We start from the raw sequence: 26,046 nt of genomic DNA on the forward strand, positions 1-26,046 counted from the left end.
CTCGCTCAGATGCTGTGCGGGTCCACGTCCACCAGCCAGCGGATCACGCCCTTGCCCTCTGGCGTGCGTCGCAGTTCGTGCAGCAGCGGCTGCCACGCGGCCAGCAGACGTTGGAGTGCGGCGCGTGAGGGGCTTTCGATGAGCATCTGCGCGCGCTCCACGTTCGCCACGCGCTGGATCGCCAGCGGCACCGCCGGGTAGCGCGTGACCAGGTCGGCGCCGGGCAGCGCCTCGGCCTGGTCGGCCGCGAGGTTCAGGAAGCCCTGCGCCACCGCCTGCTCGCGCGCGTCGGCGCGCACCAGCGCCTGGAACGCGAAGGGCGGCATGGCGGCGGCCTGGCGTTCTTCCAGCTGCTGCTTGGCGAAGGCTTCGTAGTCATGCCGGCGCAGCGCCGCGAACAGCGGGTGCGGCGCGTGGTGCGTCTGGATCCACATCTCGGCCTTGGCGCCCTGCGCCGCAAGGTAGGCGGCGTCGCGGCCCGCGCGGCCGGCCGACTGCATCAAGAGGCTGAACAAGCGCTCGGGCGCGCGGAAGTCGCTGGAGAACAGCGCGCCGTCGGGGTTCACGGCGGCCACCAGCGTGATGCGGCGGAAGTCGTGGCCCTTGGCGATCATCTGCGTGCCGACGAGCACGTCGACCTCGCCCGCGTGCACGGCGGCCAGTTGCGATTCGAGCGCGCCCTGTTTCTTCGTGCTGTCGGCGTCGATGCGCGCGATGCGCACCGCGCTGCCGTCCGCATGCTTCACGCCCGCGAACAGCTCGGCCAGGTGCTCCTCGAGCCGCTCGGTGCCGCGGCCCACGGGCGCGATGTCGGGGTTGCCGCAGGCCGGGCAGGCGCGCGGCACACGCTCGGTGAAGCCGCAGTGGTGGCAGCGCAGCGTGCGGTCGATCTTGTGGAACACGCGGTAGGCGCTGCAGTGCGGGCATTCGCTCTTCCAGCCGCAGTCGCCGCAGGCCAGCACCGGCGCATAGCCGCGCCGGTTCAGGAAGATCATGCTCTGCTCGCCGCGCGCGATGCGCTGGCCGATGGCGTCGAGCAGCGCGCCCGAAATCACCGTCTTCGGCGGCTGCAGGTTCATGTCCACCAGCCGCACCGCCGGCAGCGCGCCCGCGCCGATGCGCGAAGGCATGGCCAGCCGCACATAGCGCCCGCCCGGGTCGTCGCCCTCGGGCGGCCGGCTCTGGTGCCAGCTCTCGAGCGAGGGCGTGGCCGAGCCCAGGATCACCTTGGCCTTTTCGCGCTGGCCGCGCCACACGGCGAGGTCGCGTGCCGAATAGCGCGCGCCTTCCTGCTGCTTGTAGCTCGGGTCGTGCTCCTCGTCGACCACGATGAGCTTCAGCCCCGGGATCGACGCGAACACCGCCATGCGCGTGCCCAGCACGATGCGCGCGGCGCCGCTGTGCGCCGCCAGCCAGCTCGCCAGCCGCTGCGGGTTGGTCATGCCGCTGTGCAGCGACACCACCGCCTCGTCGCCGAAGCGCGCCTTGAAGCGGGCCTCGAGCTGCGGCGTGAGGTTGATCTCGGGCACCATCACCAGCGCCTGCGCCTCGGGGTCGCGCGCCAGCAGGTCGGCCACGCAGCGCAGGTAGACCTCGGTCTTGCCGCTGCCCGTGCTGCCCACCAGCAGGAAGGTACCGGTGCCGGCCTCGATGCGGGCCAGCGCGGCCGACTGTTCGTCGGAGAGGGCAATCAGGTTCGCGGATTCGGCCGTCTCGGCCACCGGGCCGGCCGTGGTCTTGCGCTTGAGCCGGCGCGCCAGTTGGGTCGTGCTCAGGTCGCGCAGCTGCGGCGGCAGGGCGGCCAGCGCGATCTCGCCGATCGAGCGCTGGTAGTAGCGCCCGGCAAACGCCACCAGGTCGCGCCAGGCCTCGCCCAGCGGCGCGAGCGCGTCGAGCGCGGCGCCCACGGGCTTGAGCGCCATGTCGGGCTCGGCGCCGTCCAGCGAGGTCGGCTCGTTCCAGACCACGCCCAGCACCTCGCGCTTGCCCAGCGGCACCCGCACCAGCGTGCCCGGCACCAGCGGCTCGGCGCCGGCGTAGCTCAGCAGGTCACCCAGCGCGGCATGCGCGGGCGTCTGCACCGCGATGTCGAGTCGCCAGGGGCAGGAGACGTTTGTGGCGGATGTGACCGGTGGCGCGCCGGCTTCGGACGGCGATTCGGTGGAGGGGCTGGGCGTCCTTTTTGGCAAGGTTTGTTAATGCGTTTTGGAGCAAGACCGCTTAAGTTGTTGATTTCACTGCGCTTTGGCGGTCATCCAGAGTTTCTGTGGATAACTTTGTTGACAAGACGGCTGGATAGTCGCCGAAGCCTTGATTTTCAAGGCTTCCGCTGGAATGCCTGTAAAAAAAGCAAAAATCAAAACCTATATAAATCAACCACTTAGCGTCGCTATTGGTTTAGGAGCAGAACCAATGCCCCCTCAGATAATCTTGCGCAGTGCAACACGCGTTTTGTGCATAAGTCGGGCGTCCGGGGCCGTTTTAGGGCTTGACAAACGCCGGCCGACTGGCTTTCAGGGGGCGTTGAGTCTGCCAACCGGGCGGTCGGCAGTTCACATTTGTTAGCTCAAGTGCGCAGCGCGCGCGACTGGTCGTGCACCGCCTGGACCAGCGCCGCGACGTGGTCGGGCGGCGTGAACTGGCTGATGCCGTGGCCCAGGTTGAAGATGTGCGTCGGGCCTGCCGTGGTGCGGTCGGTGTGGGGCTTGCCGAAGGCCTGCAACACCTTGCCGACCTCGGCCTCGATGGCCGCGGGCGGGGCGAACAGCACGTTCGGGTCGATGTTGCCCTGGATCGCCTTGGCCTTGTCCTCGGTGCCTTCGGCCACGAGGCGGCGCGCGGCGGCGAGGTTCACGGTCCAGTCGACGCCGAGCACTTCGCAGTCGAGCGCGCGCATGGCGCCCAGCCACAGGCCACCGCCCTTGGTGAAGACGATGCGCGGCACCGGCTGGCCGTCGGGGCCGTGGCGCTTCAGGCCGGCGAGCACGCGCGCGGTGTAGGCCAGGCTGAATTCGTGGAACGCGCCGTCGGCCAGCACGCCGCCCCAGCTGTCGAAGATCATCACGGCCTGCGCGCCGGCGTCGATCTGCGCATTGAGGTACGCGGCCACCGAATCGGCATTGACCGCGAGGATGCGGTGCATCAGGTCGGGGCGGCCGTACAGCATGCTTTTGACGAGGCGGTAGTCGCTCGAGCCCGCGCCTTCGACCATGTAGCAGGCCAGCGTCCACGGGCTGCCCGAGAAGCCGATCAGCGGCACGCGGCCGTTCAGGGCCTTGCGGATCGAGCCCACGGCGTCGAACACGTAGCGCAGCTTGTCCAGGTCGGGCACTTCGAGCGCGGCCACGGCCGCTTCGTCGCGCACCGGGCGCGCAAAACGCGGGCCTTCGCCGGCCTCGAACGACAGGCCCAGGCCCATCGCGTCGGGCACCGTGAGGATGTCCGAGAACAGGATGGCGGCGTCGAGCGGGTAGCGCGCCAGCGGCTGCAGCGTGACCTCGGTGGCGTAGTCGGTGTTGGTGGCCAGCCCCATGAAGCTGCCGGCCTTGGCGCGCGTGGCAACGTATTCAGGCAGGTAGCGGCCGGCCTGGCGCATGAGCCAGACGGGCGTGTGATCGGTGGCCTGGCGCCAGCAGGCCCGCAGGAAGGTGTCGTTTTGCAAAGGGGCGAAAGGCATGGCCCGATTGTCGCAGGGCCCCCCGCGTTCGCCGTCAGTTGACCGACAGCGCACTTTGCGTTGCATCAACCCGCCCCGATGCGCCAGGGCGCGCGCCAGCCGCGAGCATCCGTTCCCGACAACAACTTCGGCTCGGAACGGACATGGCGCAGCAGGTTTTCGATGTGGTGGTGGTGGGCGCCGGCTCGGCCGGCTGCGTGCTGGCGCACCGGCTGGTGCGCGCCGGGCGCCGCGTGCTGCTGCTGGAGGCGGGCCCGCCCGACGACGACCGCTTCATCCACATGCCCGCCACCTTCGTGCGCGTGATCGGCACCGAGCGCACCTGGGCCTACGAGAGCGAGCCGCAGCCCGCCGCCGCCGGCCGCCGGATGTTCGTGCCGCAGGGCCGCACGCTGGGCGGCGGCAGCTCGGTCAATGCCATGGTCTACGTGCGCGGCACGCCCGCCGATTACGACGGCTGGGAGGCGCAGGGCTGCGAGGGCTGGGGCTGGCGCGACGTGCTGCCGTGGTTCCGCAAGGCCGAGGGCAACGCGCGCTTCGCCTGCGAGCTGCACGGCACGAACGGGCCGCTGAAGGTGAGCGACACGCGCTTTCGCCATCCGCTGAGCCTGGCCTTCCTGCGCGCCGCGCAGCAAAGCGGCCTGGCCTACAACGACGACTTCAACGGCGCCGCCCAGGCCGGCGTGGGCTTCTACCAGACCACCACCTTCGAAGGCCGGCGCGCGAGCACCGCCGCCACCTACCTCGCGGCCGTGCGCGACGACCCGAAGCTCACCGTGGTGACCGGCGCGCACGTGCTGCGCGTGCTCACGCAGGATGGCGCGGCGACCGGCGTGGTCTACCGCACGGGCCGCAACGGCAGCGGCGAAGAGGTGGTGGCCACCGCGCGCGACGAAGTGATCCTCTCGGCCGGCGCGCTCGCTTCGCCCAAGCTGCTGCTGCTGTCGGGCATCGGCCCCGGCGCGCAGCTGCAGGCGCTGGGCCTGCCGGTGGTGAAAGACCTGCCCGGCGTGGGCGAGAACTTCCAGGACCACCTGGAGGTGTCGGTCTACGGCCGCACGCGCGAGCCCGTGAGCCTGCTGGGCAACGACCGCGGCCTGGCGGCGCTGAAGCACGGCCTGCAATGGATGATGTTCGGCTCCGGCCTGCTCACCTCGAACGTGGTCGAGAGCGGCGGCTTCGTCGACACCACCGGCGAGGGCCGGCCCGACCTGCAGTTCCATGTGCTGCCCGTGCTCGTGGGCGACGTCGACCGCGAACCGCTGGCCGGCCACGGCCTGTCGATCAACCCCTGCTTCCTGCGCCCGCAGTCGCGCGGGCGCGTGGCGCTGCGCAGCGGCGACCCGATGGCGCCGATCCTGTTCGACGGCGGCTACCTGCAGGCGCAGGCCGATGTCGACACGCTGGTGCGCGGCGTGAAGCTGGCGCGCCGCATCCTGCGCGCGCCGGCGCTGCGCGAGGTGGTGTCCGAAGAGCTGGCGCCGTCGGCCACCGACGACATGTCCGACGAGGCCCTCGAGGCCTACGTGCGCGAGCGCGCCAAGACCGTCTACCACCCGAGCGGCACCTGCCGCATGGGCCGCGACGCCATGGCCGTGGTCGATGCGCGCATGCGCGTGCACGGCGTGGCGAAGCTGCGCGTGTGCGACGCCTCGGTGATGCCTTCGCTCGTCAGCGGCAACACCAACGCGCCGACCGTGATGCTGGCCGAGCGCTGCGCGGACTTCGCGCTGTCAGGCAACTGAGATTGCACGTTCGGTCAATCGCCGAAGCGCACTCAAACCTAGAGTCCTTCCCAAACAGGAGACACAGCGAATGAGTTCCCCGAATTCCATGGCCGGCAAGGTCGCGTTCATCACCGGTGGTGGCACCGGCATCGGTGCGGCGGTGGCCGCGCAGTTCGTCGCGGCGGGCGGCCGCGTGGTGCTGATGGGGCGCCGCCTCGCGCAGCTCGAAACGGTGGCGTCGACGCTCGGCGGGCTCGCGGTGGCGGGCGATGCAGCGAACACTGCCGACGTGCAGCGCGCCCTGGCCGCCGCGCGCGAACGCTTCGGCGGCGTCGACGTGCTGGTCGCCAACGCGGGCGGCCACGGCGTGGGCGACGCGCTTTCGACCGACGACGCCTCGTGGGCGCTGTCCACGCGCCTGAACCTCGACACCGCCTTCGTCTGCGCACGCGAGCTGCTGCCCGAGCTCATCGCGCGGCGCGGCAACATCGTCGTGCTCTCGTCGCTCGCGGGCCACTTCGCAGGGCCGGGCGTGGTCGGCTACGTGACCATGAAACACGCGCTCATCGGCCTCGTGCGTTCGCTGGCGCGCGACTACGGACAGCAGGGCGTGCGCGTGAACGCCGTGTGCCCCGGCTGGGTGCGCACCGAGATGGCCGATGAGCAGATGCAGGTGCTCGTCGACAAGCACCGCCTGCCGAACACCGATGCGGCCTACGACCTCGTCACGCGCGACGTGCCCATGGGCCGCGCCGCCAGCCCCGACGACGTGGCGAACGCCGTGCTGTTCCTCGCCTCGCCGCTGGCCGCGATGGTCAGCGGCAGTTCGCTGATGGTCGATGGCGGCGCGTCCGCGGTCGACCTGCCCACCATCGCCTTCGCGCACGACGCCTGAAAGGGCCGCACCATGAGCACCGACACCACCAAGCCCGCCGACTGGAAGACCTACGACCAGTTCGCCCTCGGCATCGCAACCAACCGCCTGCCCGCCACCGATGCACTCGCCGGCCAGACGCTGCGGCTCGCGCTGCCCGGCTTCCAGCTCACGCTGCAGCCGCGCGCGCAGCACATGCTCGACTGGCACGAAGACGGCGCACGCGGCGGGCAAGGCCAGGGCGACTGGTACGAGGCCATCGAGGTCGCGCCCGACACCTTCTTTCTCGACATCACGCAGGCCAGCCGCCCGAGCGAGGCGCTGACCGTGGTCCTCAACACGCGCACGCGCCGCGTGCTCGCGATCCGCTGCCGCATCATCGGCGCCGACGAGGCCGCGGGCCAGCCGCGCGTGCCGCAGGACTTCTGGCCCGGCACGCTCGAAGGCGGCACTGCAACGGGGAGCGCACCGCACGCCACGCGCGACCTCATCGGCCTGCGCACCTGGCAGACCTACAGCCCCAACCACACCTACGAGCACACCTACCTGAGCGCCGAGCGCTACGCCTGGCAGTGCCTCGTGGGCGTGCAGCGCGGCCACGGCGACGTCGACCTCGCGAGCTACTGGAAGTTCGACGACGACCAGTACGTCTTCACCTTCCGCGAGTTCCTGATTCCGGTTGCGTCGGTGTTCTTCTTCGACTTCGCGAACGGCCGCTCGACCGGCAAGTTTCTCGGGCTCACCGGCACCGGCGCGATCGCCAACAACCCCGCCGGCGCCTTCATGCGCAAGGCCTCGCAGACCTTCTACCCGCCCGAGTTCGGGCCCGTCTGACCTCATCGTTGTCCAGGAGCTTTTGTCATGCGCACCCCTTACCAGATCGTGGCCGACCACTACGCCGCCTCCGACCGCCACGACCTCGCCGCGATGTTCGCCGACGTGGCCAACGACGTGCAGTGGACCGAGATGGCCGGATTTCCCTGCGCCGGCACGCACGTCGGCCCCGCGCAGGTGGTCGAGAAGGTCTTCCAGGTGCTCGGCGCCGAGTGGGAGGGCTACCGCTTCGTGCTCGAACGGCTGGTCGACGGCGGCGACACCGTGGTCGGCATCGGCGACTACCACGCGCGCCACCGCAAAACCGGCAAGCCGATGCAGGCCCGCGTCACGCACGTGTGGCAGGTGCAGGGCGGAAAGGTGCGGCGCTTCGAGCAGTTCACGGACACGCTGCTCGTCGCACGTGCCATGCAGCTGTGACACCGATTTCCTTCGCCCCCCTTCACGGAGCCCGCCCATGAATCTGCGCGACCTCTCGATCGAACACCTCGGCCAGGTGGGCCTGCTGGCGCAGCGCCGCCGCGGCAACCACATCGACGGCCACGAGGTCGTGCCCCGCAACGGGCAGTACCTGCCGGTGGTCGACCCGGCCACCGAGATGACCGTGGCCGAGGCGCCCGACAGCGACGCGGACGACGTGCACGCCGCCGTCGCCGGCGCGCGCCGCACCTTCGAGAGCGCCGCGTGGAAGTCGCTGCGCCCGGCCGACCGCGAGCGCATGCTGTACACGCTTTCGACGCTCATCGAATCGCACGCCGACGAACTCAGCGCGCTCGAAACCCTGCAAAGCGGCAAGCTGCGCGGCATCGCGCGCATGGTCGACGTGGGCGCGGGCGCGGAGTTCGTGCGCTACATGGCGGGCTGGGCCACCAAGCTCGAAGGCCAGACGCTCGACAACTCCATCGGCATCCCCGGCGCGCAGTGGGTCACGTACACGCGGCGCGAGCCGGTGGGCGTGGTCGCGGCCATCGTGCCGTGGAACTTTCCGCTCGCCATCGCACTGTGGAAGGTGGCGCCCGCGCTGGCGGCCGGCTGCACCGTGGTGCTCAAGCCCTCGGAAGAAACGCCGCTCACCGCGCTGCGGCTGGCCGAGCTGGCGCTGGAGGCGGGCTTTCCGCCGGGCGCGCTCAACGTGGTGTGCGGGCGCGGCGCCACGGCCGGCGCGGCGCTGGCGGCGCACCCGGACGTCCGCAAGATCAGCTTCACCGGCTCGACGGCGGTGGGCCGGCACATCGGCCACGCGGCCGTCGACAGCATGGCGCGCTTCACGCTGGAGCTGGGCGGCAAGTCGCCGCTCATCGTGCTCGGCGACGCCGACCCGGTGGCGGCGGCGCAGGGCGCGGCCAACGGCATCTTCTTTCACCAGGGCCAGGTGTGCACGGCGGGTTCGCGCGTGTACGTGCAGCGCAACCTGTTCGACGAGGTGGTGCGCCGGCTCGCGCAGGTGGCCGAAGGCCTGCACATCGGCTCGGGCTTCGATCCGAAGGCGCAGTTCGGGCCGCTGGTGTCCAAGCGCCACCTGGCGCGCGTGATGGCGCACATCGACGGCGCCGTGGCCGAGGGCGCGACGCTGGTCACGGGCGGGCGCCAGGCCTTCGACGGCGGCTGCTTCGTGCAGCCCACCGTGTTCGTCGACGCGCAGTCGTCGATGCGCATCGCACGCGAGGAAGTGTTCGGCCCGGTTGCGACGGTCGTGCCCTTCGACGACGTGGACGACGCGGTGCGCCTGGCCAACGACAGCGCCTACGGCCTGGCGGCCAGCGTCTGGTCGAACGATCTCTCGGCCGTGCACCGCATCGTGCCGCGCCTGCAGGCGGGCGTGGTCTGGGTCAACGCGCACAACGTGCTCGACAACGCGCTGCCGCTGGGCGGCGTGAAGCAGTCGGGCAGCGGGCGCGACCTGGGGCGTGCGGCGGTGGAGAGCTTCACCGAACTCAAGAGCGTCTGCATGGCGGTGTAGCCCCGCCCCGGTTTCGATCACCCAGAAAGAAGGAGACACCTCATGCAAAGCAAAAGACGAATCGCGCTGTCGGCCGTTGCGGGCGCGCTGGGCCTGGCCGGCTTCAGCGGCGCCTGGGCGCAGTCTGGCCCCGACTGCGGCCTCAACACCGGCAAGCCCGCCACGGGCGAGCCCATTCCCATCGGCGCCGTGGTCGGCAAGACCGGCCCCGACGACTTCAGCGCCTCGGGCCAGGCGGCGGCCGCGTACTTCAAGTGCGTCAACGCCAACGGCGGCATCCACGGCCGGCCGGTCGACTACCTCGTGCTCGACGACCAGTGGAACCCCGAGACGGCCGCGCAGGTGGCCTCCAAGCTCGTGAAGGACCGCAAGGTGGTCGCGCTCGTGGGCAGCACCAGCTTCGTGGAGTGCGGCGCCAACGCCAAGATGTACGCCGACGAGGGCGTGATGGTCATCGCCGGCACCGGCGTGCCGCGCGAGTGCTTCAACGCGCGCAACTACGTGCCGGTGAATGCGGGGCCGCGCGTGTCGGCCACCATCGCCGCGATGTACGCCGCGCAGAAGTACAAGGCCAAGAAGATGGTCTGCATCATTCCGAACATCCCGAGCCTGGGCAACTGGGCCTGCGAAGGGCCGAAGGAATGGGGCAGGAAGAACGGCGTGACGGCCGAGACCCTCACCATCGACCCCGGTTCGGCCGACGCCACCTCGACCATGCTGCAGGCCGCCGCGAAGAAGCCCGACACCATCATCATGAACGTGCCCAAGGGCATCCTGGTGCCGATGCTGGCCGCGGCCGAGCAGCAGAACCTGGGCAAGAAGATCCACTTCGTGTCGGCCGCGCCGGCCTACAACGTCGACGTGCCCAAGGCCATCGGTCCGTACTGGAAAGGCAACTTCGACGTCAACCTCGAATTCAACCCGCTCGAATCGGCCGGGCCCGACAACAAGAACTGGCTCGCGGTGATGGACAAGCACGGTGCCAAGAGCGACCCGCGCGACACCTTCTCGCAGGCCGGCTACCTGGCCGCGCGCCTGGCCACGCAGGCGATGCTGAAGATGGACCCGAAGAAGATCGACCGCGCCGGCGTGACCGATGCGCTGCGCAAGGTGAGCGACTTCCGCAGCGACATCCTGTGCAAGCCCTTCTACGTGGGCAGCGGCAACCGCCATAACGCGAACAACAGCGGTCCCATGGCCAGCCCCGACGGCAACGGCTGGCGCTTTGCACCCGGTGGCTGCCTCACGGCGGACGACCCGGAGCTGGTCGACATCCGTGCCGACGAGCAGAAGATGGGCCTGAAGTAAGCGCGCCGGGCCATGGAGGACTACCTGCCTTTCGTCATCTCGGGCCTGGGCCTGGGCGCGGTGTACGCGCTCTCGGGCGTGGGGCTGGTGGTGCTCTATCGCTCGTCGGGCGTGCTGAACTTCGCCTTCGGGGCCATCGGTGCGCTCGGTGCCTACGTGGCCTGGACGCTGCTCGAAGCCGACTGGCCGCAGGGCCTGGCGTGGTGTGCGGCGGTGCTCGCGGCCATGGCGCTGTCGCTGGCCTACGGACGCCTGCTGGCGCCGCGCCTGTCGCACCGCGACCCGACCATCCGCAGCATCGCCACGCTGGGCTTCGCGCTCGTGGTGGTGGGTTTTACCGAATGGACCTGGGGCGAGCAGCCGCGCCGCCTCGTGCTGCCGACCGACGGCGGCGCGCTCGAATTCGTGCTGGGCGAGGTCGAGGTGCGGCTCACGCACACGCGCGCGCTCGGCCTGGCGCTGGCGGTGCTGATGATGGGCGGCGTCGGCCTGCTGCTGTCGAAGACGCGCGTGGGGCTGAAGATGCGCGCGCTGGCCAACGACCGCGACCTGAGCGCGCTGCTCGGCATCCGCGTGCTCGGCGTCGACACGGTGGCGTGGATATTGAGCGGCGCCTTCGCGGGCGTGTGCGGGTTGCTGCTGGCCAACATCGTGCGGCTGCAGGCCACGCTGCTGACCTTTCTCGTGATTCCGGCCTTTGCCGCCGCCATCATCGGCCGCCTGCATTCGCTGCCGGCCACGGTGGCGGGCGGCATCGCCATCGGCGTGCTGGAGGCGCTGGCGATCACGGTGCCGGGCTTCGCGGCCTTTCGCACGGCGACGCCCTTCCTCATCGCGCTGGCGATGATCGTCTTCTACCGCGCGGGGACGCGCTCGGCATGAACGCGTCGATCCTCGAAGGCGCCATGCCCACGTCCGACGCCGCACCCGCCGCGCTCGCGCAGGCCACGCGCCGCGCCCGCCGCTCGCTCATCTTGATGGTGGCTTGCGTGCTGCTGATCGGCTGGGCCGTGCCGTGGTTCGCGAACGCGTACTGGATCAAGACGCTCACGTCGTCGCTCGCGCTGTCGGTCGCGGCGGCGGGCGTGGCGCTGCTCTATGGCCAGCTCGGGCTGGTGTCGCTGTGCCAGTACGCGCTGCTCGGCGCGGGCGGCTGGGTCGCGCTGCGCGCGGGGCACGGGCTCGGTTGGCCCTTCGAGCTGTCGGTGCTCGCGGGCGGGCTGCTGTCGTGCGTCGTGGGCATGCTCGCGGGGCTGCCGGCGCTGCGGCTCAAGGGGCTGTACCTGGCGCTCGTCACGATGATGATGGCGGGCGGCTTCCAGGTGGTCGTCAACGTGACGGGCTTTCCCGACGGAGGCGCGGGCTGGCTGGGCCGTGTGTTCGGCAGCGAGCGGTTGATGATGCCGCGGCCCGCGCTGGCGCTGTCCGACGCCGCGTACTTTCGCTACGTGGCCGTGTGGCTGGCCGCGGTGCTGGCGCTGATCGAGCTGCACCGGCGCACGCGTGCAGGTCGCTCGTGGGCGTTGATCCGGCGCGGCGAGGCGGCGGCCGTGGCGGCCGGCGTGAACATCCTGCGCTACCAGACCTGGGCCTTCGGGCTCGCGGGCTTCTGCGCCGGCGTGGCCGGTGCGCTGCTCGCGGGCGGCGTGGGGCAGCTCGACGGGCGCGCCTTCACGGCCGGCGAATCGGTGATGCTGTTCGCGCTCACGGTGGTGGGCGGCGTGTACCACTGGGCCGGTGCGCTCATCGCCGGGCTGCTGCTGCGCGCGGTGCCGGCGCTGCTGACCGACTTCGGCGTCAACGGCTACCTCGCGATGATCTTCTTCGGCGTGGCGCTGCTGCATGCGCTCATCACCGCGCCGAGCGGCATCGCGGGGCAGCTGATGGGCGTGTTCGAGGCGGTGCGCCAACGCTTCGCCGCACCGAAGGACAAGGACGCCGCGCCGTGATCCGCATCGACGATCTCACCGTCGCCTTCGGCGGCGTCAAGGCCATCGACGCGCTCACGGCGCAGCTCGATGCGCCCGTGTGCGGCCTGATCGGGCCGAACGGCGCGGGCAAGACCACGCTGGTCAATGTGCTCAGCGGCCTCGTGTCGCCGAGTGCCGGCCGCGTGGCGGTGGACGGCGCCGACCTGCTGGGCCTGAAGCCCATCGCGCGCGTGCGCTTCGGCCTGCGCCGCTCGTTCCAGACCGAGCAGGTGGTGGAAGACCTCAGCGTGTGGGACAACGTGCGCGCGCTGCTCGACCACGTGCCGCATGCGCGCGGCGAAGCAACATCGCAGGTGGCGCGCGCGCTGTCGCACACGGGCCTGCTTGACGTGGCGACCGTCATGGGGCACCGCCTCAACCTGTTCCAGCGCCGTATGCTGGAGCTTGCGAAATCGCTGGTCGGCGCGCCCAAGCTGCTGCTGCTCGACGAGCCCGGCGCCGGCCTCACCGAGCAGGAGGCCGGCGTGCTGCGCCGCACGATCGGCGCGGTGCATGCCTTCTGCGGCGCGCAGGTGCTGCTCATCGACCACGACGTCGACCTGATCGCCGCGACCTGCACGCAGACGCTGGTGCTCGACTTCGGCCGCCGCCTCGCGCTCGGCCCGACGCGCGAAGTGCTCGACGATCCGGCCGTGCGCAAGGCCTACCTGGGAACGGAGTGACCACCCCATGCTGAACGTGACGGATCTGCGCCTGCAGCGCGGCGGCAAGGCCGTGCTGCACGGCATCGACCTGCAGGTGCCGCCGGGCGAGGTGACGGCGCTGCTGGGCGCCAACGGCGCGGGCAAGTCGAGCACCGTGATGGCCATCGGCGGTGTGCTGCCGCTCGCGGGCGGGCGCATCGAGGTCGAGGGCCACGCCCTGCACGGCCAGCGGCCCGAGCGCGTGCGCGCGCTCGGCGTGGCGGTGGTGCCGGAAGGGCATCGCGTGCTCGGCGAGCTGTCGGTGCTCGACAACCTGCGCGCCGCCGCGACCGCGCTGCCTGCGGCCGGCGTGGCCGATGCGGTCGAGCGCGTGCTCGGTGTGTTCCCCGAGCTGCGCGTAAAGCTCGCGCTGCCCGCGCGCTCGCTGTCGGGCGGGCAGAAGCAGATGGTCTGCATCGCGCAGGCGCTCATCGGAAAGCCGCGCTACCTCGCGATCGACGAACTCTCGCTGGGGCTCGCGCCCGCGGTGGTCAAGCGGCTGGTCGAGGTGGTGCAGCAGGTCGCGCGCGAGGGCGTGGGCGTGCTGCTGATCGAGCAGTTCACGACGGTGGCGCTGGCCGTGTCGAGCCGCGCCTATGTGCTGGAGCGCGGGCGCATGGCCTTTGCGGGTTCGTCGGAAGAACTGCGCAGCCGGCCGGAGATCCTGCACAGCAGCTATCTCGCGGCCGCCTGACGTAAGTCGAGGCGCAGCGAGTGCGGTGGTGTCATGCCACGCCGTCGAGCGAGGCCGAGAAAAGAATGCAGGCATCGCCCGCGATGGACACGGCCGCCGGCTCGCCGTTCGCGATCACGACCTCGACATGCACGACGCCGTCGCGCCGCAACGCGCGACCCTGGCGGCCCTGGAAGCGCAACGCCCGCCCGTCGTGGGCCATGAGCTTGTGGCGCACCAGGTAGGCGCCGAGCGGACCGTTGGCGTTGCCGGTCACGGGGTCTTCCATGATGCCGATGGCCGGCGCGAACATGCGCCCGTCGGTCACGGCGTCTTCCCCGGCCGGCTGCTGGAACACGAAGTAGCCGTTGCAGCCGATCGCCCGGCTCAGCTGTGAGAGCGCGGGCATGTCGGGCCGCAGCGCATCGAGGTCGACCCGCGGCGCCAGCGGAACGACGACCTTGCTGTGCCCGGTCGAAACGACCTGCACGGGAAGTGCGGCAGGCACATCGCCCGGCGCGAGCCCGAGTGCGGCCACGATGCGTTCGCGCAGCGCACCTTCCAGCGGTGCTTCGAACACCGGTGCGCCCTGGTGCATGACGATCCGGTGCCCGCCCGTGGCGCTTCGCGAGAGGCCCACGGTCTGGATGCCGGCGCCTGTCTTCTGCCGCAGCGTCACCTCGCCGAGCTGCAGCGCCGTCGCACGCGCGAAGTGCGCGGCAATGGTGGCGTGGCCGCACAGCGGGACCTCGGTGGTCGGCGTGAAGTAGCGGATGCGCAGGTCGTGGTCGTCTGCGTCGGCGCGCCACACGAAGGCGGTTTCGGAATGCTTGAGCTCGCGCGCCAGGTCCTGCATGGCTTCGTCGGACATGCCGTCTGCATTCAGCACGACGCCCGCGGGGTTGCCGCGAAACGGCGTGCGGGTGAATGCATCGACATGGAAAAGGGTGCGTGGGGTCATCGTCGTTTCAGCAGTGGGGGATGGGCTGGGGCTGCGCCGCGAGTGCGGCCACCATGGCGGCCTGCACCGCGTAGCCCTTGCGGATCGCGGCGACGCCGAGCACCGTGCGTGCGGGGCGATGCGCGCCGAAGAAGGTGGCGCACAGGCGGTCCGCCTCTTCCCAGTGGTCCAGGTCGGTGAGGTACAGCGTCAGTGAAAGCACCTGGGCCCGGCCGCTGCCTGCCGCCTCGAGAACCGCATCGCAGTTGGCGAGCAGCTGCTGCATCTGGTGGGCGAAGGCACTGTGCGCACCGACACGCCCGGGTGCGCGCGGATCGACCGGCAGTTGGCCGGCGACATGCAGCACGCCCCGGTGCGCGATGCCCTGCGCATAGTGGCCCAGCGGGGCCGGTGCCGTCGAAGAGGTGACGGCCGTGATGGCCGCCTCGCTTGCTTGCTTTGTCATGGCGCCAAGCTTGACGGCGCCGTGGCGCCGAGGATCGGCATGAAAGAAATACACTCGTTCCCAGGAGGAATGAATGGCCGCAACATCCGATCTGCCGCTGGAGCTGGTACGCGCCTTCGTGCGGGTGGCCGCGCACCAGAGCTTTGCGCGCGCCGCGCACGATCTGCGCATCACGCCTTCCGCCGTCAGCCGGCAGATCAAGCTGCTCGAGCAGACCCTCGGGGTGCAGCTGTTCTTGCGCACGACCCGCACGATGTCGCTCACCGAGGCGGGCGCGACCTACCTTGCCGCAGCGCGCGAAGCCTTCGACCGGCTCGACGCCGCGGGCCAGGCGCTGGGCCGCATGCGCGACGAGGTGCGGGGCGAGCTGCGGATCAGCGCACCCGTGGCGTTCGGACGCCGCTACATCGTGCCGGCGCTGCCGGCGTTCATGGACCGGCATCCGCAGCTGTCGCTGGACCTGGTGATGACGGACAGCTTCGTGGACCTGGCGGGCGAGGGCGTCGACGTGGCCGTTCGCATCGGCCGGCTCGAAGACTCGGCGCTGCGGGCGCGCAAGCTCGCGGCGAACCGCAGGGTGCTGGTGGCCAGCCCCGGCTACGTGCGGCGGCGCGGGTCGCCGAAGACGATCGAAGACCTGAAGCAGCACAGCTGCATCGTCCTCACGGTCAACCGCGATGGCGAGCAATGGCGCTTTGCCGACGCCCAGGGCCAGGAGTTCTCCGTCAAGCCGAAGGGCGTGCTGCGGGCCAACAACGGCGACGCGGTGCTCGAGTTCGCCAAGGCGGGGCGCGGCATCGCGTTCCTGTCGCAGGTGCTGGTGCGCGATGCGCTGGCAGACAAATCGCTGGTGCGCGTGCTGCCGAAGCACGGTGGCGCGGACGCCGGCGTGCATGCGGTCTTCCGGGTCGACCCGCTGCTGAACCCGAAGGTGCGCGTGCTGGTCGACTTCCTGGTCGACCTGCTCGAGCCGCCATCTGCGACCTAGGCGCGCGCCTTCTGTGCCCTGCGTGCGGTGGGCATCACGAAGCCCTGGAAGTAGTCGCGCAGCCGCGCGGTGAACTCCTCGGCGATGGCCGAAGGCGCCGACTGCGGCGAGAAGGCCATCGACACCTCCACCGGGCAGCGCGGCGACAGCGGCAGGATCTTCAGGTCGCGCGCGAACACCGAAGCCACGTAGGGGTTGACGATGCCGACGCCGGTGCCCTGCGCCGCCATCATGCAGATGGTGACCGAGTAGGTGGTCTCGACCGTGGCGGCGCATTCGATGCGGTGCTGCTGCAGCGTGCGCTGGAACTGCTGGTGGATCTCGTCGTCGGCATTCAGCGTGAGCAGCACCTGCTGCTTCAGGTCGCGCACATGGACGGCGTCGCGGTGCGCCAGCGCATGCCCGGGATGCACGACGCACACCGCGCTGGCCTTGTGCAGGCTGACCGCGTCGAGCTGCGGGTCGTGGAAGGCGGCGGTGCTGAGCGCGACGTCGTACAGGCCGTAGAGCAGGCCTTCGCGCAAGGCGTGCGTGCCGACGGTCTGCAGGTTGACGTGCACCTCGGGGTGCAGCCGCGAGAAGGCATGGATCACCTGCGGCATCACACCGAGCCCGAGCGCCGGCGTGCAGCCCACGCGCAGCGAGCCCGCACCCGACTTGCGCAGCACTGCCACGCTCTGCTCGATGCGGTCCAGGCCCAGGAAGTGGCGCTGCACGGTGTCGAACAGCTGGCGCGCCTCGTGCGTGGGGCGCAGCCGTCCCTTGTGGATGTCGAACAGCTTGAGCCCGGTGGCATGCTGGATCTGCGAGAGCAGGCGGCTCACGGACGGCTGCGTGGTGTGCAGCAGCGCCGCCGCGGCGGTGGTGGTGCCGGTCTGCATCACGGCGCGGAAGGCCTCGATCTGGCGGAAGTTCAACGGTCGCGACATGCGGGGGCTCCTGGGCTGTACAGCGGAAAGCATGGCATATCTTTTCTGCATAGCCTGTGAATAAAAATGAATTTTTCAGAATGATGCTGCGTTCCTAGACTGCGCCTTATCCACCTCTCTCCATCGCGCCGTCGCGGCGCACAGCAAGGAAGACGCATGACACAGCACTGGCCCCGCAGGGCCGCCGGCCTCGGCCTTCTCGCACTGGCCCTGGGCGTCGCCTCGACGTCGCAGGCATCGCCGCCGCAGGCCTACCCCGACCGGATGATCCGGCTCGTGGTGCCCTTCACCGCCGGCGGCAGCTCCGACGTGCAGGCCCGCATGCTGGCCGACCGGCTGGGCAAGCTGTACAAGCAGTCGGTGGTGGTCGACAACAAGCCCGGCGCCGGCGGGCACATCGGCGGCAAGTTCGTGGCCGATGCGCCGGCCGACGGCTACACCCTGCTGCTCGGCTCGATCGGGCTGCACGCGACCTACGGCGTGTTCAAGAAGCTGAGCTACGACCCCGCGACCGACCTGAAGGTGGTCACGGTGCTGGCCGAGATGCCACACGTCGTGGTCGCCAACCCCGCCTTGCCGGCCAACGACCTGAAGCAGCTGGTGGCACTGGCGCGCAAGCAGCCGGACACCATCAACTTCGGCTCGGCCGGCGTGGGGTCGTCGGTGCACATGATCGGCGAGCTGTTCAAGCTCTCGGCCAACGCACCGATCGTGCACGTGCCCTACAAGGGCAGCACGGCCGCGCTGAACGATCTGCTGGCCGGGCAGATCCAGCTGATGTTCGAGAACCCGCCGACCACGCTGGCCCACATCCGCGGCGGCAAGCTCAAGGCGCTGGCCGTGACCGGCAAGGCCCGCCTGCCGGCGCTGCCCGAGGTGCCGACCGCGATCGAGTCGGGCTTTCCGGCCTTCGAGGCCACCTCGTGGACCACGGTGGCGGTGAGCGCCAAGGTGCCCGACGCCATCGCCGACAAGCTCAATGCCGACATCCGCAAGATCGTCGCGGCGCCGGAGTTCCGCAAGGGGCTGTCGGAGCAGGGCATGACGCCGGTGGCGAACACGCGAGATGTCGCAGCGAAGTTCATCGCGGCCGAGAAGCTGCGCTGGGACCAGGTGATCCAGCAAGGCCGCATCGCCGCGGAGTGAACCCATGTCGTTGAACCCACTTCCCGAGCAACCCCGCCTCGCGCCCGTGCCCTGCCGCCGCGTGGGCGATGGCGCGCAGCACCATTTCTTCGGCTACTACAACAAGAGCGCCTGGGACCGCAGCGGGCGCTACCTGCTGGCGCAGCAGGTGCCCTGGATGGACGCCGAACTCACACCGACGGCGGCAGCACGCATCGGCTACTTCGACCTCCAGGACAACGACCGCTTCCATGCGGTGGGCGACACCACCGCGTGGAACTGGCAGATGGGCAGCCAGCTGCAGTGGCTCGACGGTGCACCGGGGCGCCAGCTGGTCTACAACAGCCGCACCGGCGATGCCGATGCGTTCTACCCCGGCTTCGGCGCCACCGTGCTCGACGTCGACACCGGCGCGAAACGCCTGCTGCCGTTGCCGATCTACGTGGTGGCGCCCGACAGCCGCTGGGCTCTGAGCGTGGACTACCGGCGCCTTTACATCACGCACCGCACCATCGGCTACAGCGAGGCCGGCGGGCCGTTCGAGCTGCCGCTGGCACCGGCCGACGACGGCATCCACGCGACCGAACTGGCCACCGGCACGGCGCGGCTGCTGCTGAGCTACCAGGACCTGCGCCGGTTTCATCCGCGCGCGTCGATGGACAAGGCGATCCACTGGGTGAGCCACATCGAGGTCAACCCGTCGTCGTCGCGCGTGCTGTTCCTGCACCGCTGGACCGAGCGCGTCGAGGACGAGACCTGCTTCCTGCACCGCCTGCTCACGATGAACCCCGACGGCTCCGACCTGCGCCTGCTGGAGTGCTCCGACCACCCGCTGCCGCAGCTGGCGGACGACTTCGACCCGACGGCCGTGGGCACCTTCGACTACGAGAAGTCCGAGTACCAGATCTCGCACCCGCTGTGGCAGGACGACGAGCACATCATCGTGTGGGGCCCGCACGCCGGGAAGATCCACTACCACCTGTACCACGACCGCGTGGGCGGCGAGGTCCGCGTGATCGGCGACGGCGTGCTGGTGGAAAACGGCCACATGACCTTCTCGCCGGTCAACACGCGCTGGCTGCTGAGCGACACCTACCCCGACGCCCGCACGCACGAGCGGGTGCTGTTCCTGTTCGACATGGAAACCGGCCGGCGCCACGACCTGGGCAGCTTCTACGCCTCGCCGGACCTGAGCAAGGAGAACCGGTGCGACCTGCACCCGCGCTGGCGCCGCGACGGCCAGCAGGTGTGCATCGACTCCGTGCACGAATCGCAGCGGCAGATGTACATCGTGGACGTGTCGGGGATCGTGGGCAGCCCCTGAAGGAGGTCGCCTAGTGTGTGAGCGCCGGCGACGCCGCCCGCTGCGCCTCGCGCCGCTGGAACTCGCGCGGCGACACGCCGTACTGCGCCTTGAACACGCGGCAGAAATGCGCGCTGCTGTTGAAACCCCAGGCGAAGGCGATCTCCGACACCGAGGTGCGCCCGCCCGCGGCCTGGCGCAGCGCCTCGCTGCAGCGCTCCAGGCGCATCTGCCAGATGAAGCGGTCGAGCGTCTGGTCTTCGTCTTCGAACACGCGGTGCAGGTAGCGCTTGGAGCAGCGCAGCTGCTGCGCGATGAGATCGAGCGACAGGGCCGGGTCGGCCAGGTGCGCGTGCACGAACTGCTTCACGCGCGCCTTCAGCACGCCCGGCAGCGGCTGCGCGCCGAACTGCTCGTCGGCGTGCGTGGCGAGCGTGGAGGCCAGCAGGCCCAGCACGGTGTCGCTGACCGAGCGGCCGACGGCATTGGGCAGCGACGGCAGCTGGTCGGCCAGCGAGGTGAGGAACGACCCGAGCACCGCGTACAGCCCCTGCATGGCCGGCGTGTGGGCTTCGCAGGTGTGCAGGTCGGGCATCTTCATGCCCTTGAACTGCTGGCGCGGGATCGTGATGGCCAGCAGGCGCGAGCGCTCGGGATTGGTGATGGCATAGGGCACGCGCGGGTCGTACAGGCTCCAGTCGCCCGGGTGCAGGTGGAACTCGCGGTCGCGCTGCGAGATGTGGCCGTGGCCTTCGAGCTGCAGCACCAGCTTGTAGTGCTCGTCGAGCGCGATCTCGCGGTGCGTGTCGGGCCGCGCCACGCGGTGCGAGGGCGCCTCGATCATGAACATGCCCAGGGGGCCGAGTTCGTAGGCGTCCATGCGCGCGTCGAACGGGCCGGGGTCGAGGCACTGCACGCGCAGCGCGCCGAAGTACGACTCGTTGATGCGGCCCCAGCAGGCCTGCCGGTCGGCCGGGTGTTCGAGCCGGGTGCTGAAGTGGTGTGCGTTCATGCCGTGGTTCCCTGGGGGCGCCGGAAGCGCTGGTGCAGGATAGGCAGGTCGGCGCGCGCCATCATCGGTACTTCCACCCGGAGCGGCAGGGGCGGTGCGCTCCCGGTCAACGGCCGGTGCGCGCTGGGTCAATGCCCGCGGTTCACACCCTCTCAGACGACGGGCACGCGGCCCGCGTCGGCCGGGTCGACGTTGCGGCGGTACAGCATGAGCGTCGCGATCAGCCCGCAGGCCGCGGCGGCCGTCATCCACAGGCCGGGCGCGCCCTTGTCGCCGGTCATCTCGATCAGCCCTGTGGCAATGGCCGGCGTGAAGCCGCCGAACAGCGCCGTCGCAAGGCTGTAGGCCAGCGAGAAGCCGGCGGTGCGCACGCTGATCGGCATCACCTCGGTGAGCGCCACCACCATCGCGCCGTTGTAGCTGGCGTACAGGAACGACAGCCACAGCTCCACCTCGAGCATGCGCGCGAAGCTCGGCGCACCGACCAGCCACTTGAGCGACGGGTAGGCCGTGAGGATGGTCAGCACGGTGAACAGTACGAGCAGCGGCTTGCGCCCCACGCGGTCCGACAGCGAGCCCATGATCGGCAGCCAGATGAAGTTGGAAATGGCCACGCACAGCGTGACGATGAGTGCGTCGGTCGTGCTCAGGTGCAGCACGGCCTTGCCGAAGGTGGGCGTGTAGACGGTGATCAGGTAGAACGACACGGTGGTCATCGACACCAGCATCATCCCGGCGACCACGAGGCCCCAGTTGGCCACCATCGAGCGGAAGATCTCGCGCGCGTCGGGGCGGTGCTTGCGCGCCATGAACTCCTCGGTCTCCTGCAGCGAGCGGCGGATGATGAACAGCACCGGCACGATCAGGCAGCCGACGAAGAAGGGAATGCGCCAGTAGAAGTCGCCGATCTCCTGGGGCGTGAAGGTCACGTTGAGCCAGTAGCCGAGCGCGGCGGCGACGACGATGGCCACCTGCTGGCTGGCCGACTGCCAGCTCACGTAGAAGCCCTTGCGGCCCGGCGTGGCCATCTCCGACAGATACACCGACACGCCGCCCAGCTCCACGCCGGCCGAGAAGCCCTGCAGCAGCCGTCCGACCAGCACCAGCAGCGGCGCGATCACGCCGATGGTCGCGTAGCTCGGCACGCAGGCGATGAGCAGCGTGCCGACGGCCATCAGCGCGAGCGTGACGATCAGCCCCTGGCGGCGGCCCACGCGGTCGACGTACGCGCCGAGAAAGATGGCGCCCAGCGGCCGCATCAGGAAGCCCGCGCCGAAGGTCATGAAGGTCAGCATCAGCGACGCGAACTCGTTGCCCGCGGGGAAGAAGGCCTTCGAGATCTGCGTGGCGTAGAAGCCGAACAGGAAGAAGTCGAACATCTCCATGAAGTTGCCGCCGGTCACGCGCAGGACGGTGGCGAATTTCGAGGAGGAATGCGCGTTGGCAGGCGCGGAAGTCATGGTGTGTCCCCTGGGGCGGTGTTGTGGGCCCAAGGGTAGGTCGGGGTTCCCGACCTGCACCTGACGAGGGGAGTCAGGTAGCTGTCAATGCAGCGCGCCGCGCAGCGGGCGGCGCGTGCACACGCATCAACTCTTGTACTTGATCGAACACCCGTAAGGCCGCGTGCTCGCCATCGACACCGGTTTTCCGCCGGTCACTTCGCCCAGCGCCTGGTTCACGTAGTTGGTGGCGGTCTTGATGTCGTCCACGCGCGCCGAGGCGATGCTGTCGATGCCGCCGGCATACACCAGCGTGCCCTTGGGATCGATGATGAAGATGTGGGGCGTGGTGCGCGCGCCGTAGACCTGGCCGATCACGCCGTCTTCGTCCATCAGCACGGCGGTCGGCGCGGCCTTTTGCGACTTCATCCAGGCGTCGAGTGCGTCGGCCTTCAGGTAGTCGCTGGCGGCGCGTTCGGTGGAGTTGATGGCGAGCCAGACCACGCCCTTGTCGGTGGCCGCCTTCTGCGTGGCCGGCATGTTGCCGCTGCCGTAGTGCTTGCGCACGAAGGGGCAGCCGGGGTTGGTCCATTCGAGCACCACGAACTTGCCCGCGAAGTCCGAGAGCTTGTGCTTGGCGCCGCTGGTGTCGACGGCGACGAAATCGGGCGCCTGCTGGCCCACGGCGGGCGCGGCAAAAGCATTGGTGCCCATGAGGAAGGTGGCGCCCAGCGCGACGGCGGCGGCCACGACGGCGCGGCGGGAAGCGCGGCTGAGGGCGGCGCGTGCCTGGCGCGCGGCGCGAAGGGAGCGTGAGTCGACAGTGGGCGAGAGCGTCATGGCCAGCTTGAACTCCAAAAAAACAAAATTCCAAACAACAACTGCAGCTTAGAACGGTTTCTTCAAGTGCGTGTGACAACCCATGACAGCGGCGTTGTCATCTTTTTTCAATTCACCGCATCGGCGCTCAAAGCGCTGCCAACGCGGCGCGCACCTCGTCTTTGCTGAGGATTTCGGTCAGGACGACGGGGGCCTTGCCCGGTGCCTGCAGCACATACACGGGCACGCCGCTGCGGCCCAGCGCGGTGAGCGCGGCGGTGATGGCGGGGTCGCGGCGGGTCCAGTCGGCGCGCAGCATGGCGACCTGCTTCGTGTCGAAGTCGGCGAGCACCTCGGCGTCGGCCAGCGTGCTCTTCTTGTTGTACTGGCAGGTCACGCACCAGGCGGCGGTGAAGTCGATGAACACGGGCCGGCCCGCGGCCGCCATGTCGCTCACGCGCTGGGCCGACCACGGCTGCCAGCGCTCGCCGTCGTTCGGTGCTGCCGAGGCCAGCTTGGCCGTCGGCTCGGGCACCTGCACGATGTTGCGGCCGATGGTGCCGGCCAGCACGGCGGTGAAGGCGATCATCAGGGTGGCGATGACGACGCGCGTGCGTCCGGTCAGCGTGAGCGCCCACACCACGGCGGCCAGGCACACCAGCAGCGCGAGCAGCGTGCCCGCGCCGTCGATGCCGCTTTGCTGGCCCAGCACCCAGACCAGCCAGGCCACGGTCGCGAACATCGGGAAGGCGAGCAGGCGGCGCAGCGTGTGCATCCACGGGCCCGGCTTGGGCAGCAGGCGCGCCACGGCCGGCACGAAGCCCGCCACCAGGTAGGGCAGCGCCAGGCCGAGGCCCAGCGCGGCGAACAGCAGCAGCGCCTGGGCTGCCGGCAGGCCGATGGCAAAGCCCAGCGAGGCGCCCATGAACGGCGCGGTGCAGGGCGAGGCGATCACCACGGCGAGCACGCCGGACAGGAAGTCGTTGGCCAGCGGATGCTTGGCCTGCGCGCTGCACACCGACTGCGGCGCCGCGCGGCCGAACTCGAACACGCCGGCCAGGTTCAGGCCGAGCAAGGTGAAGAGCGCCGCCAGCGCCGCCACCACGCCGGGCGATTGCAGCTGGAAGCCCCAGCCGAGCTGCGCACCGGCCGCGCGCAGCGCCAGCATGGCGCCGCCCAGCGCGAGGAACGACAGCATCACGCCGCCCGTGTAGGCCAGCCCGGCCTTGCGGTGCGCGCTGGCGTTGCCGGCCTGGCGCGCGAAGCCCAGCACCTTGATCGCGAGGATCGGGAACACGCAGGGCATGAGGTTGAGCAGCAGGCCGCCGAGCAGCGCGCCGAGCAGGGCGACCATGAAGGTGCCGGCGGGCTGGGCCCGCGCAGCGGCAGCGGGGGCCGCCGCCTGGGCCGCGTTGGCGGCCAGCGCCGCCTGCAGCGCGGGCGACACCTCGGCGGCGCGCGGTGCGGCGGTGGCGGCGGGCCAGGTGCCCGACACCGGCGCCTCGGCGCGCCATGCCACGGGCTGGCCGGCCTGGCGGTCGGCCTCGGCCAGCGCCACCACCACGGGCATGGCGGTGGGGCTTTCGCTGCGCTGGTCGGCCAGCGGCACGGTGGCGGTCCAGGTCGCGCCGTCCCAGGCCTGGGTCCAGTCCTTGCCGGAGACGGCCGCGGTGCGGATCACCTCGGGCGTTTCGGGGAAGAACTCGAGCGTCTTGCCGCGCACGGCGGCGGGCAGGCCCTCGAGGCGCACCTTCAGCTGCTGGCCCTCGACGGCGATGGTGCCGGGCGCGCCCAGCGGCTGCGGCTGCGCGGCCTGCGCGGTGTCGAAGGCCGCCTTGTTCAGCGCGGTCGAGCCGCGCGTGGGCAGCGAGAGCGTGAACTCGCCCTCTTCGGGAATGCATTCCTTGCGGCAGACCAGCCAGGAGGCCTGCAGCTTGATGTCCATGGCCGGCGAGCCGCCGGTGAGCGCCACGTCGGGCTTGTAGAGCGTGGAGACCTCGAGCGGCACCGGCAGCAGCACGGTGTTCTCGTAGCCGTAGTTGGCGAGCGTGCCGACCGGGATCTTCTTGGGCACCGGCCAGGCGATCTCGCCGGTCGAGACGCCGGCGGGCAGCGTCCACTTCAGTTCCGTCGGAAGGCCGGAGTCGCCGGCGTTCTTCCAGTAGGTGTGCCACTCGGGCTGGTGGGTGATCTGCAGCCCGACCCAGACCGGCGCGCCGGGCGCCACGCCCTGGGGCGCATGGGCGACCAGTTCGGCGCGCACGTGGGGGGTGGTGACCACGGCCCCGGTCTTCGGGGCCAGCTGGGCCGCAGCCGGCATGCAGGCTGCGGCGGTAGCTATCAGAAAAGTAGCGAAAGAGATGCGCGAAAAGGTCATGCCGGTCAGTCGGAGCCAGAGGGCGGGGCGAAGTTCCTGGGGGCCGGGTCTTTCCGGGGGCTCAGACGGCGGTGGCCGCGGGCCAGCCCAGCACCACGCGCCGGGTGGTCGCGCTCTTCTTCTCGATCTTGGTGACGACCATGGCGCCGATCTCCGCCGTGTTGGCCACGTGCGTGCCGCCGCAGGGCTGGAAGTCGATCGACGGCGCGCCGCCGTCTTCGCCCGTGCCGCCGATGCGGATGGTGCGCACCGTGCCCGTGCCGCGCGGCGGCTGCACGCTCATGCTCTTGACCAGCGTGGGGTTGGCGTCGAGCTCGGCGTCGCTGATGGCGCCCACGGTCAGCGGGTGGGCGGCCTCGACCAGCTTGGCGAGGCCGGCGGTGAGCGTTTCCTTGTCGAGCGGGTCGGTGATGTGGAAGTCGATGCGCGCGTACTCGGGCGTGATCGAGCAGCCGTTCACCGGCACCGGCACGAGGTGGCACAGCAGGTGGCTGGCGGTGTGGAAGCGCATCAGCCGGTGGCGGCGCTCCCAGTCGAGGCGGGCGGTGACGGTGTCGCCGGGCGCCAGCGCGGCCAGCAGCTCGGCCTGGTCGGGCGCGGGCACGTGGACGAATTCGGCGGTCGGCTGGCCTTCGGCGTCCTTGGCCTTGCGGGTGTCGGCGATGGCGATTTCGCGGCCGTCGGCGAGCACCAGCGCGCCGGCGTCGCCAGCCTGCCCGCCGCCCAGCGGATAGAACACGGTGCGGTCCAGCACGATGCCGGTGTCGTCGATGCGCAGGATGCGGGCTTCACAGGTGCGCAGGTAGGCGTCGGCGCGGAACAGGTCGTCGGTCATGCGGCGATGGTAGCGACGATGCGCGAAGAAGGTGCGCGCACGCCGGAAAGCGCCCACGACCGACACGCCCGCGCCGTGCGATTGCGC

The 26,046-nt window shown here is 70.4% G+C and carries 22 protein-coding genes and 1 pseudogene; 13 read left to right on the forward strand and 10 right to left on the reverse strand.

Translation table 11 applies throughout. The annotated features are described in order from the left end of the window. Positions 1–5 precede the first annotated feature (5 nt). Both priA and hemE read right to left on the reverse strand, forming a co-directional pair. On the reverse strand, positions 6–2,087 hold the full coding sequence (gene priA, locus AC07OH_RS16700; protein ID WP_495301784.1) for a replication restart helicase PriA: 2,082 nt from the start codon (positions 2,085–2,087) through the stop codon (positions 6–8). Between the two features lie 479 nt (positions 2,088–2,566). Continuing rightward, positions 2,567–3,676, reverse strand: a complete 1,110-nt coding sequence (hemE, locus tag AC07OH_RS16705; protein ID WP_369631113.1) for a uroporphyrinogen decarboxylase — start codon at positions 3,674–3,676, stop codon at positions 2,567–2,569. Between the two features lie 143 nt (positions 3,677–3,819). Here hemE and AC07OH_RS16710 point away from each other — a divergent pair. From AC07OH_RS16710 to AC07OH_RS16755, 10 genes and pseudogenes are all read left to right on the forward strand, one after another. Next, positions 3,820–5,412: pseudogene (locus AC07OH_RS16710) on the forward strand (GMC family oxidoreductase); the annotation flags it as partial. Positions 5,413–5,491: 79 nt separating this feature from the next. Beyond that, positions 5,492–6,298 (forward strand): SDR family NAD(P)-dependent oxidoreductase, encoded by an 807-nt coding sequence (locus AC07OH_RS16715; protein WP_495301442.1) that lies wholly within the window; start codon positions 5,492–5,494, stop codon positions 6,296–6,298. 12 nt (positions 6,299–6,310) lie between these two features. After that, positions 6,311–7,111: a MoaF C-terminal domain-containing protein gene (locus AC07OH_RS16720; RefSeq protein ID WP_495301443.1), complete on the forward strand. Its 801-nt coding sequence runs from the start codon at positions 6,311–6,313 to the stop codon at positions 7,109–7,111. A gap of 27 nt (positions 7,112–7,138) precedes the next feature. After that, positions 7,139–7,531, forward strand: a complete 393-nt coding sequence (locus AC07OH_RS16725; protein ID WP_495301444.1) for a nuclear transport factor 2 family protein — start codon at positions 7,139–7,141, stop codon at positions 7,529–7,531. Between the two features lie 37 nt (positions 7,532–7,568). Further along, positions 7,569–9,071, forward strand: coding sequence for an aldehyde dehydrogenase family protein (locus AC07OH_RS16730; protein ID WP_495301445.1), 1,503 nt, complete (start codon positions 7,569–7,571; stop codon positions 9,069–9,071). A 42-nt stretch (positions 9,072–9,113) separates the two neighbouring features. Next, positions 9,114–10,379: an ABC transporter substrate-binding protein gene (locus AC07OH_RS16735; protein WP_495301446.1), complete on the forward strand. Its 1,266-nt coding sequence runs from the start codon at positions 9,114–9,116 to the stop codon at positions 10,377–10,379. A gap of 12 nt (positions 10,380–10,391) precedes the next feature. After that, positions 10,392–11,261: a branched-chain amino acid ABC transporter permease gene (locus AC07OH_RS16740; RefSeq protein WP_062476232.1), complete on the forward strand. Its 870-nt coding sequence runs from the start codon at positions 10,392–10,394 to the stop codon at positions 11,259–11,261. Continuing rightward, positions 11,258–12,328, forward strand: a complete 1,071-nt coding sequence (locus tag AC07OH_RS16745; protein WP_495301447.1) for a branched-chain amino acid ABC transporter permease — start codon at positions 11,258–11,260, stop codon at positions 12,326–12,328. Before AC07OH_RS16740 ends, AC07OH_RS16745 begins: the two co-directional genes overlap by 4 nt. Beyond that, a complete protein-coding gene (locus AC07OH_RS16750; RefSeq protein ID WP_489060911.1) occupies positions 12,325–13,032 on the forward strand; it encodes an ABC transporter ATP-binding protein in 708 nt (235 codons plus the stop codon). The genes AC07OH_RS16745 and AC07OH_RS16750 overlap by 4 nt, the downstream gene beginning before the upstream one ends. A gap of 7 nt (positions 13,033–13,039) precedes the next feature. Beyond that, complete coding sequence (locus tag AC07OH_RS16755; protein ID WP_095743477.1) at positions 13,040–13,747, forward strand: ABC transporter ATP-binding protein; 708 nt, start codon at positions 13,040–13,042, stop codon at positions 13,745–13,747. A gap of 31 nt (positions 13,748–13,778) precedes the next feature. Here the strand turns inward: AC07OH_RS16755 and AC07OH_RS16760 are convergent, their stop codons facing one another. Both AC07OH_RS16760 and AC07OH_RS16765 read right to left on the reverse strand, forming a co-directional pair. After that, positions 13,779–14,687 (reverse strand): PhzF family isomerase, encoded by a 909-nt coding sequence (locus AC07OH_RS16760; protein WP_495301448.1) that lies wholly within the window; start codon positions 14,685–14,687, stop codon positions 13,779–13,781. Between the two features lie 7 nt (positions 14,688–14,694). Next, complete coding sequence (locus AC07OH_RS16765) at positions 14,695–15,132, reverse strand: RidA family protein (protein ID WP_495301449.1); 438 nt, start codon at positions 15,130–15,132, stop codon at positions 14,695–14,697. 73 nt (positions 15,133–15,205) lie between these two features. On the opposite strand from AC07OH_RS16765, the gene AC07OH_RS16770 reads away from it, so the two are divergent. Next, positions 15,206–16,120: a LysR family transcriptional regulator gene (locus AC07OH_RS16770; protein WP_495301450.1), complete on the forward strand. Its 915-nt coding sequence runs from the start codon at positions 15,206–15,208 to the stop codon at positions 16,118–16,120. On the opposite strand, the gene AC07OH_RS16775 is transcribed toward AC07OH_RS16770, so the two are convergent. Beyond that, entirely contained in the window at positions 16,117–17,049 is a 933-nt protein-coding gene (locus tag AC07OH_RS16775) for a LysR substrate-binding domain-containing protein (protein ID WP_495301451.1), read from the reverse strand. The two genes, AC07OH_RS16770 and AC07OH_RS16775, sit on opposite strands and share 4 nt — an antisense overlap. A 156-nt stretch (positions 17,050–17,205) precedes the next feature. On the opposite strand from AC07OH_RS16775, the gene AC07OH_RS16780 reads away from it, so the two are divergent. Continuing rightward, positions 17,206–18,195, forward strand: a complete 990-nt coding sequence (locus AC07OH_RS16780) for a tripartite tricarboxylate transporter substrate binding protein (protein ID WP_495301452.1) — start codon at positions 17,206–17,208, stop codon at positions 18,193–18,195. 4 nt (positions 18,196–18,199) lie between these two features. After that, positions 18,200–19,498: a hypothetical protein gene (locus tag AC07OH_RS16785; RefSeq protein WP_495301453.1), complete on the forward strand. Its 1,299-nt coding sequence runs from the start codon at positions 18,200–18,202 to the stop codon at positions 19,496–19,498. A gap of 10 nt (positions 19,499–19,508) precedes the next feature. Here AC07OH_RS16785 and AC07OH_RS16790 read toward each other — a convergent pair whose 3' ends face one another. The 5 genes from AC07OH_RS16790 to AC07OH_RS16810 all read right to left on the reverse strand — a co-directional run bounded on the left by AC07OH_RS16790 (position 19,509) and on the right by AC07OH_RS16810 (position 25,959). Continuing rightward, positions 19,509–20,489 carry an AraC-like ligand-binding domain-containing protein gene (locus AC07OH_RS16790; protein ID WP_492678977.1) on the reverse strand — a complete coding sequence of 327 codons (981 nt, stop codon included), beginning with the start codon at positions 20,487–20,489 and terminating at the stop codon, positions 19,509–19,511. Positions 20,490–20,641: 152 nt separating this feature from the next. Beyond that, complete coding sequence (locus AC07OH_RS16795) at positions 20,642–21,949, reverse strand: MFS transporter (protein WP_495301454.1); 1,308 nt, start codon at positions 21,947–21,949, stop codon at positions 20,642–20,644. 126 nt (positions 21,950–22,075) lie between these two features. Beyond that, a complete protein-coding gene (locus AC07OH_RS16800) occupies positions 22,076–22,768 on the reverse strand; it encodes a redoxin domain-containing protein (RefSeq protein ID WP_175497060.1) in 693 nt (230 codons plus the stop codon). 127 nt (positions 22,769–22,895) lie between these two features. Continuing rightward, entirely contained in the window at positions 22,896–25,124 is a 2,229-nt protein-coding gene (locus AC07OH_RS16805) for a protein-disulfide reductase DsbD family protein (protein WP_495301455.1), read from the reverse strand. 61 nt (positions 25,125–25,185) lie between these two features. Next, positions 25,186–25,959, reverse strand: coding sequence for an alanyl-tRNA editing protein (locus AC07OH_RS16810; protein ID WP_495301456.1), 774 nt, complete (start codon positions 25,957–25,959; stop codon positions 25,186–25,188). Positions 25,960–26,046: the final 87 nt, after the last annotated feature.

The organism is Variovorax sp. GW821-FHT10C12 (assembly GCF_059415405.1).

Excerpts from the sequence above, each read along its gene's own strand:
- hemE (WP_369631113.1), bottom strand. The coding sequence starts at position 3,676 with ATGCCTTTCGCCCCTTTGCAAAACGACACCTTCCTGCGGGCCTGCTGG.
- AC07OH_RS16715 (WP_495301442.1), top strand. The coding sequence starts at position 5,492 with ATGAGTTCCCCGAATTCCATGGCCGGCAAGGTCGCGTTCATCACCGGT.
- AC07OH_RS16720 (WP_495301443.1), top strand. The coding sequence starts at position 6,311 with ATGAGCACCGACACCACCAAGCCCGCCGACTGGAAGACCTACGACCAG.
- AC07OH_RS16725 (WP_495301444.1), top strand. The coding sequence starts at position 7,139 with ATGCGCACCCCTTACCAGATCGTGGCCGACCACTACGCCGCCTCCGAC.
- AC07OH_RS16730 (WP_495301445.1), top strand. The coding sequence starts at position 7,569 with ATGAATCTGCGCGACCTCTCGATCGAACACCTCGGCCAGGTGGGCCTG.
- AC07OH_RS16735 (WP_495301446.1), top strand. The coding sequence starts at position 9,114 with ATGCAAAGCAAAAGACGAATCGCGCTGTCGGCCGTTGCGGGCGCGCTG.
- AC07OH_RS16740 (WP_062476232.1), top strand. The coding sequence starts at position 10,392 with ATGGAGGACTACCTGCCTTTCGTCATCTCGGGCCTGGGCCTGGGCGCG.
- AC07OH_RS16745 (WP_495301447.1), top strand. The coding sequence starts at position 11,258 with ATGAACGCGTCGATCCTCGAAGGCGCCATGCCCACGTCCGACGCCGCA.
- AC07OH_RS16755 (WP_095743477.1), top strand. The coding sequence starts at position 13,040 with ATGCTGAACGTGACGGATCTGCGCCTGCAGCGCGGCGGCAAGGCCGTG.
- AC07OH_RS16760 (WP_495301448.1), bottom strand. The coding sequence starts at position 14,687 with ATGACCCCACGCACCCTTTTCCATGTCGATGCATTCACCCGCACGCCG.
- AC07OH_RS16765 (WP_495301449.1), bottom strand. The coding sequence starts at position 15,132 with ATGACAAAGCAAGCAAGCGAGGCGGCCATCACGGCCGTCACCTCTTCG.
- AC07OH_RS16770 (WP_495301450.1), top strand. The coding sequence starts at position 15,206 with ATGGCCGCAACATCCGATCTGCCGCTGGAGCTGGTACGCGCCTTCGTG.
- AC07OH_RS16775 (WP_495301451.1), bottom strand. The coding sequence starts at position 17,049 with ATGTCGCGACCGTTGAACTTCCGCCAGATCGAGGCCTTCCGCGCCGTG.
- AC07OH_RS16780 (WP_495301452.1), top strand. The coding sequence starts at position 17,206 with ATGACACAGCACTGGCCCCGCAGGGCCGCCGGCCTCGGCCTTCTCGCA.
- AC07OH_RS16785 (WP_495301453.1), top strand. The coding sequence starts at position 18,200 with ATGTCGTTGAACCCACTTCCCGAGCAACCCCGCCTCGCGCCCGTGCCC.
- AC07OH_RS16790 (WP_492678977.1), bottom strand. The coding sequence starts at position 20,489 with ATGAACGCACACCACTTCAGCACCCGGCTCGAACACCCGGCCGACCGG.
- AC07OH_RS16795 (WP_495301454.1), bottom strand. The coding sequence starts at position 21,949 with ATGACTTCCGCGCCTGCCAACGCGCATTCCTCCTCGAAATTCGCCACC.
- AC07OH_RS16800 (WP_175497060.1), bottom strand. The coding sequence starts at position 22,768 with ATGACGCTCTCGCCCACTGTCGACTCACGCTCCCTTCGCGCCGCGCGC.
- AC07OH_RS16805 (WP_495301455.1), bottom strand. The coding sequence starts at position 25,124 with ATGACCTTTTCGCGCATCTCTTTCGCTACTTTTCTGATAGCTACCGCC.
- AC07OH_RS16810 (WP_495301456.1), bottom strand. The coding sequence starts at position 25,959 with ATGACCGACGACCTGTTCCGCGCCGACGCCTACCTGCGCACCTGTGAA.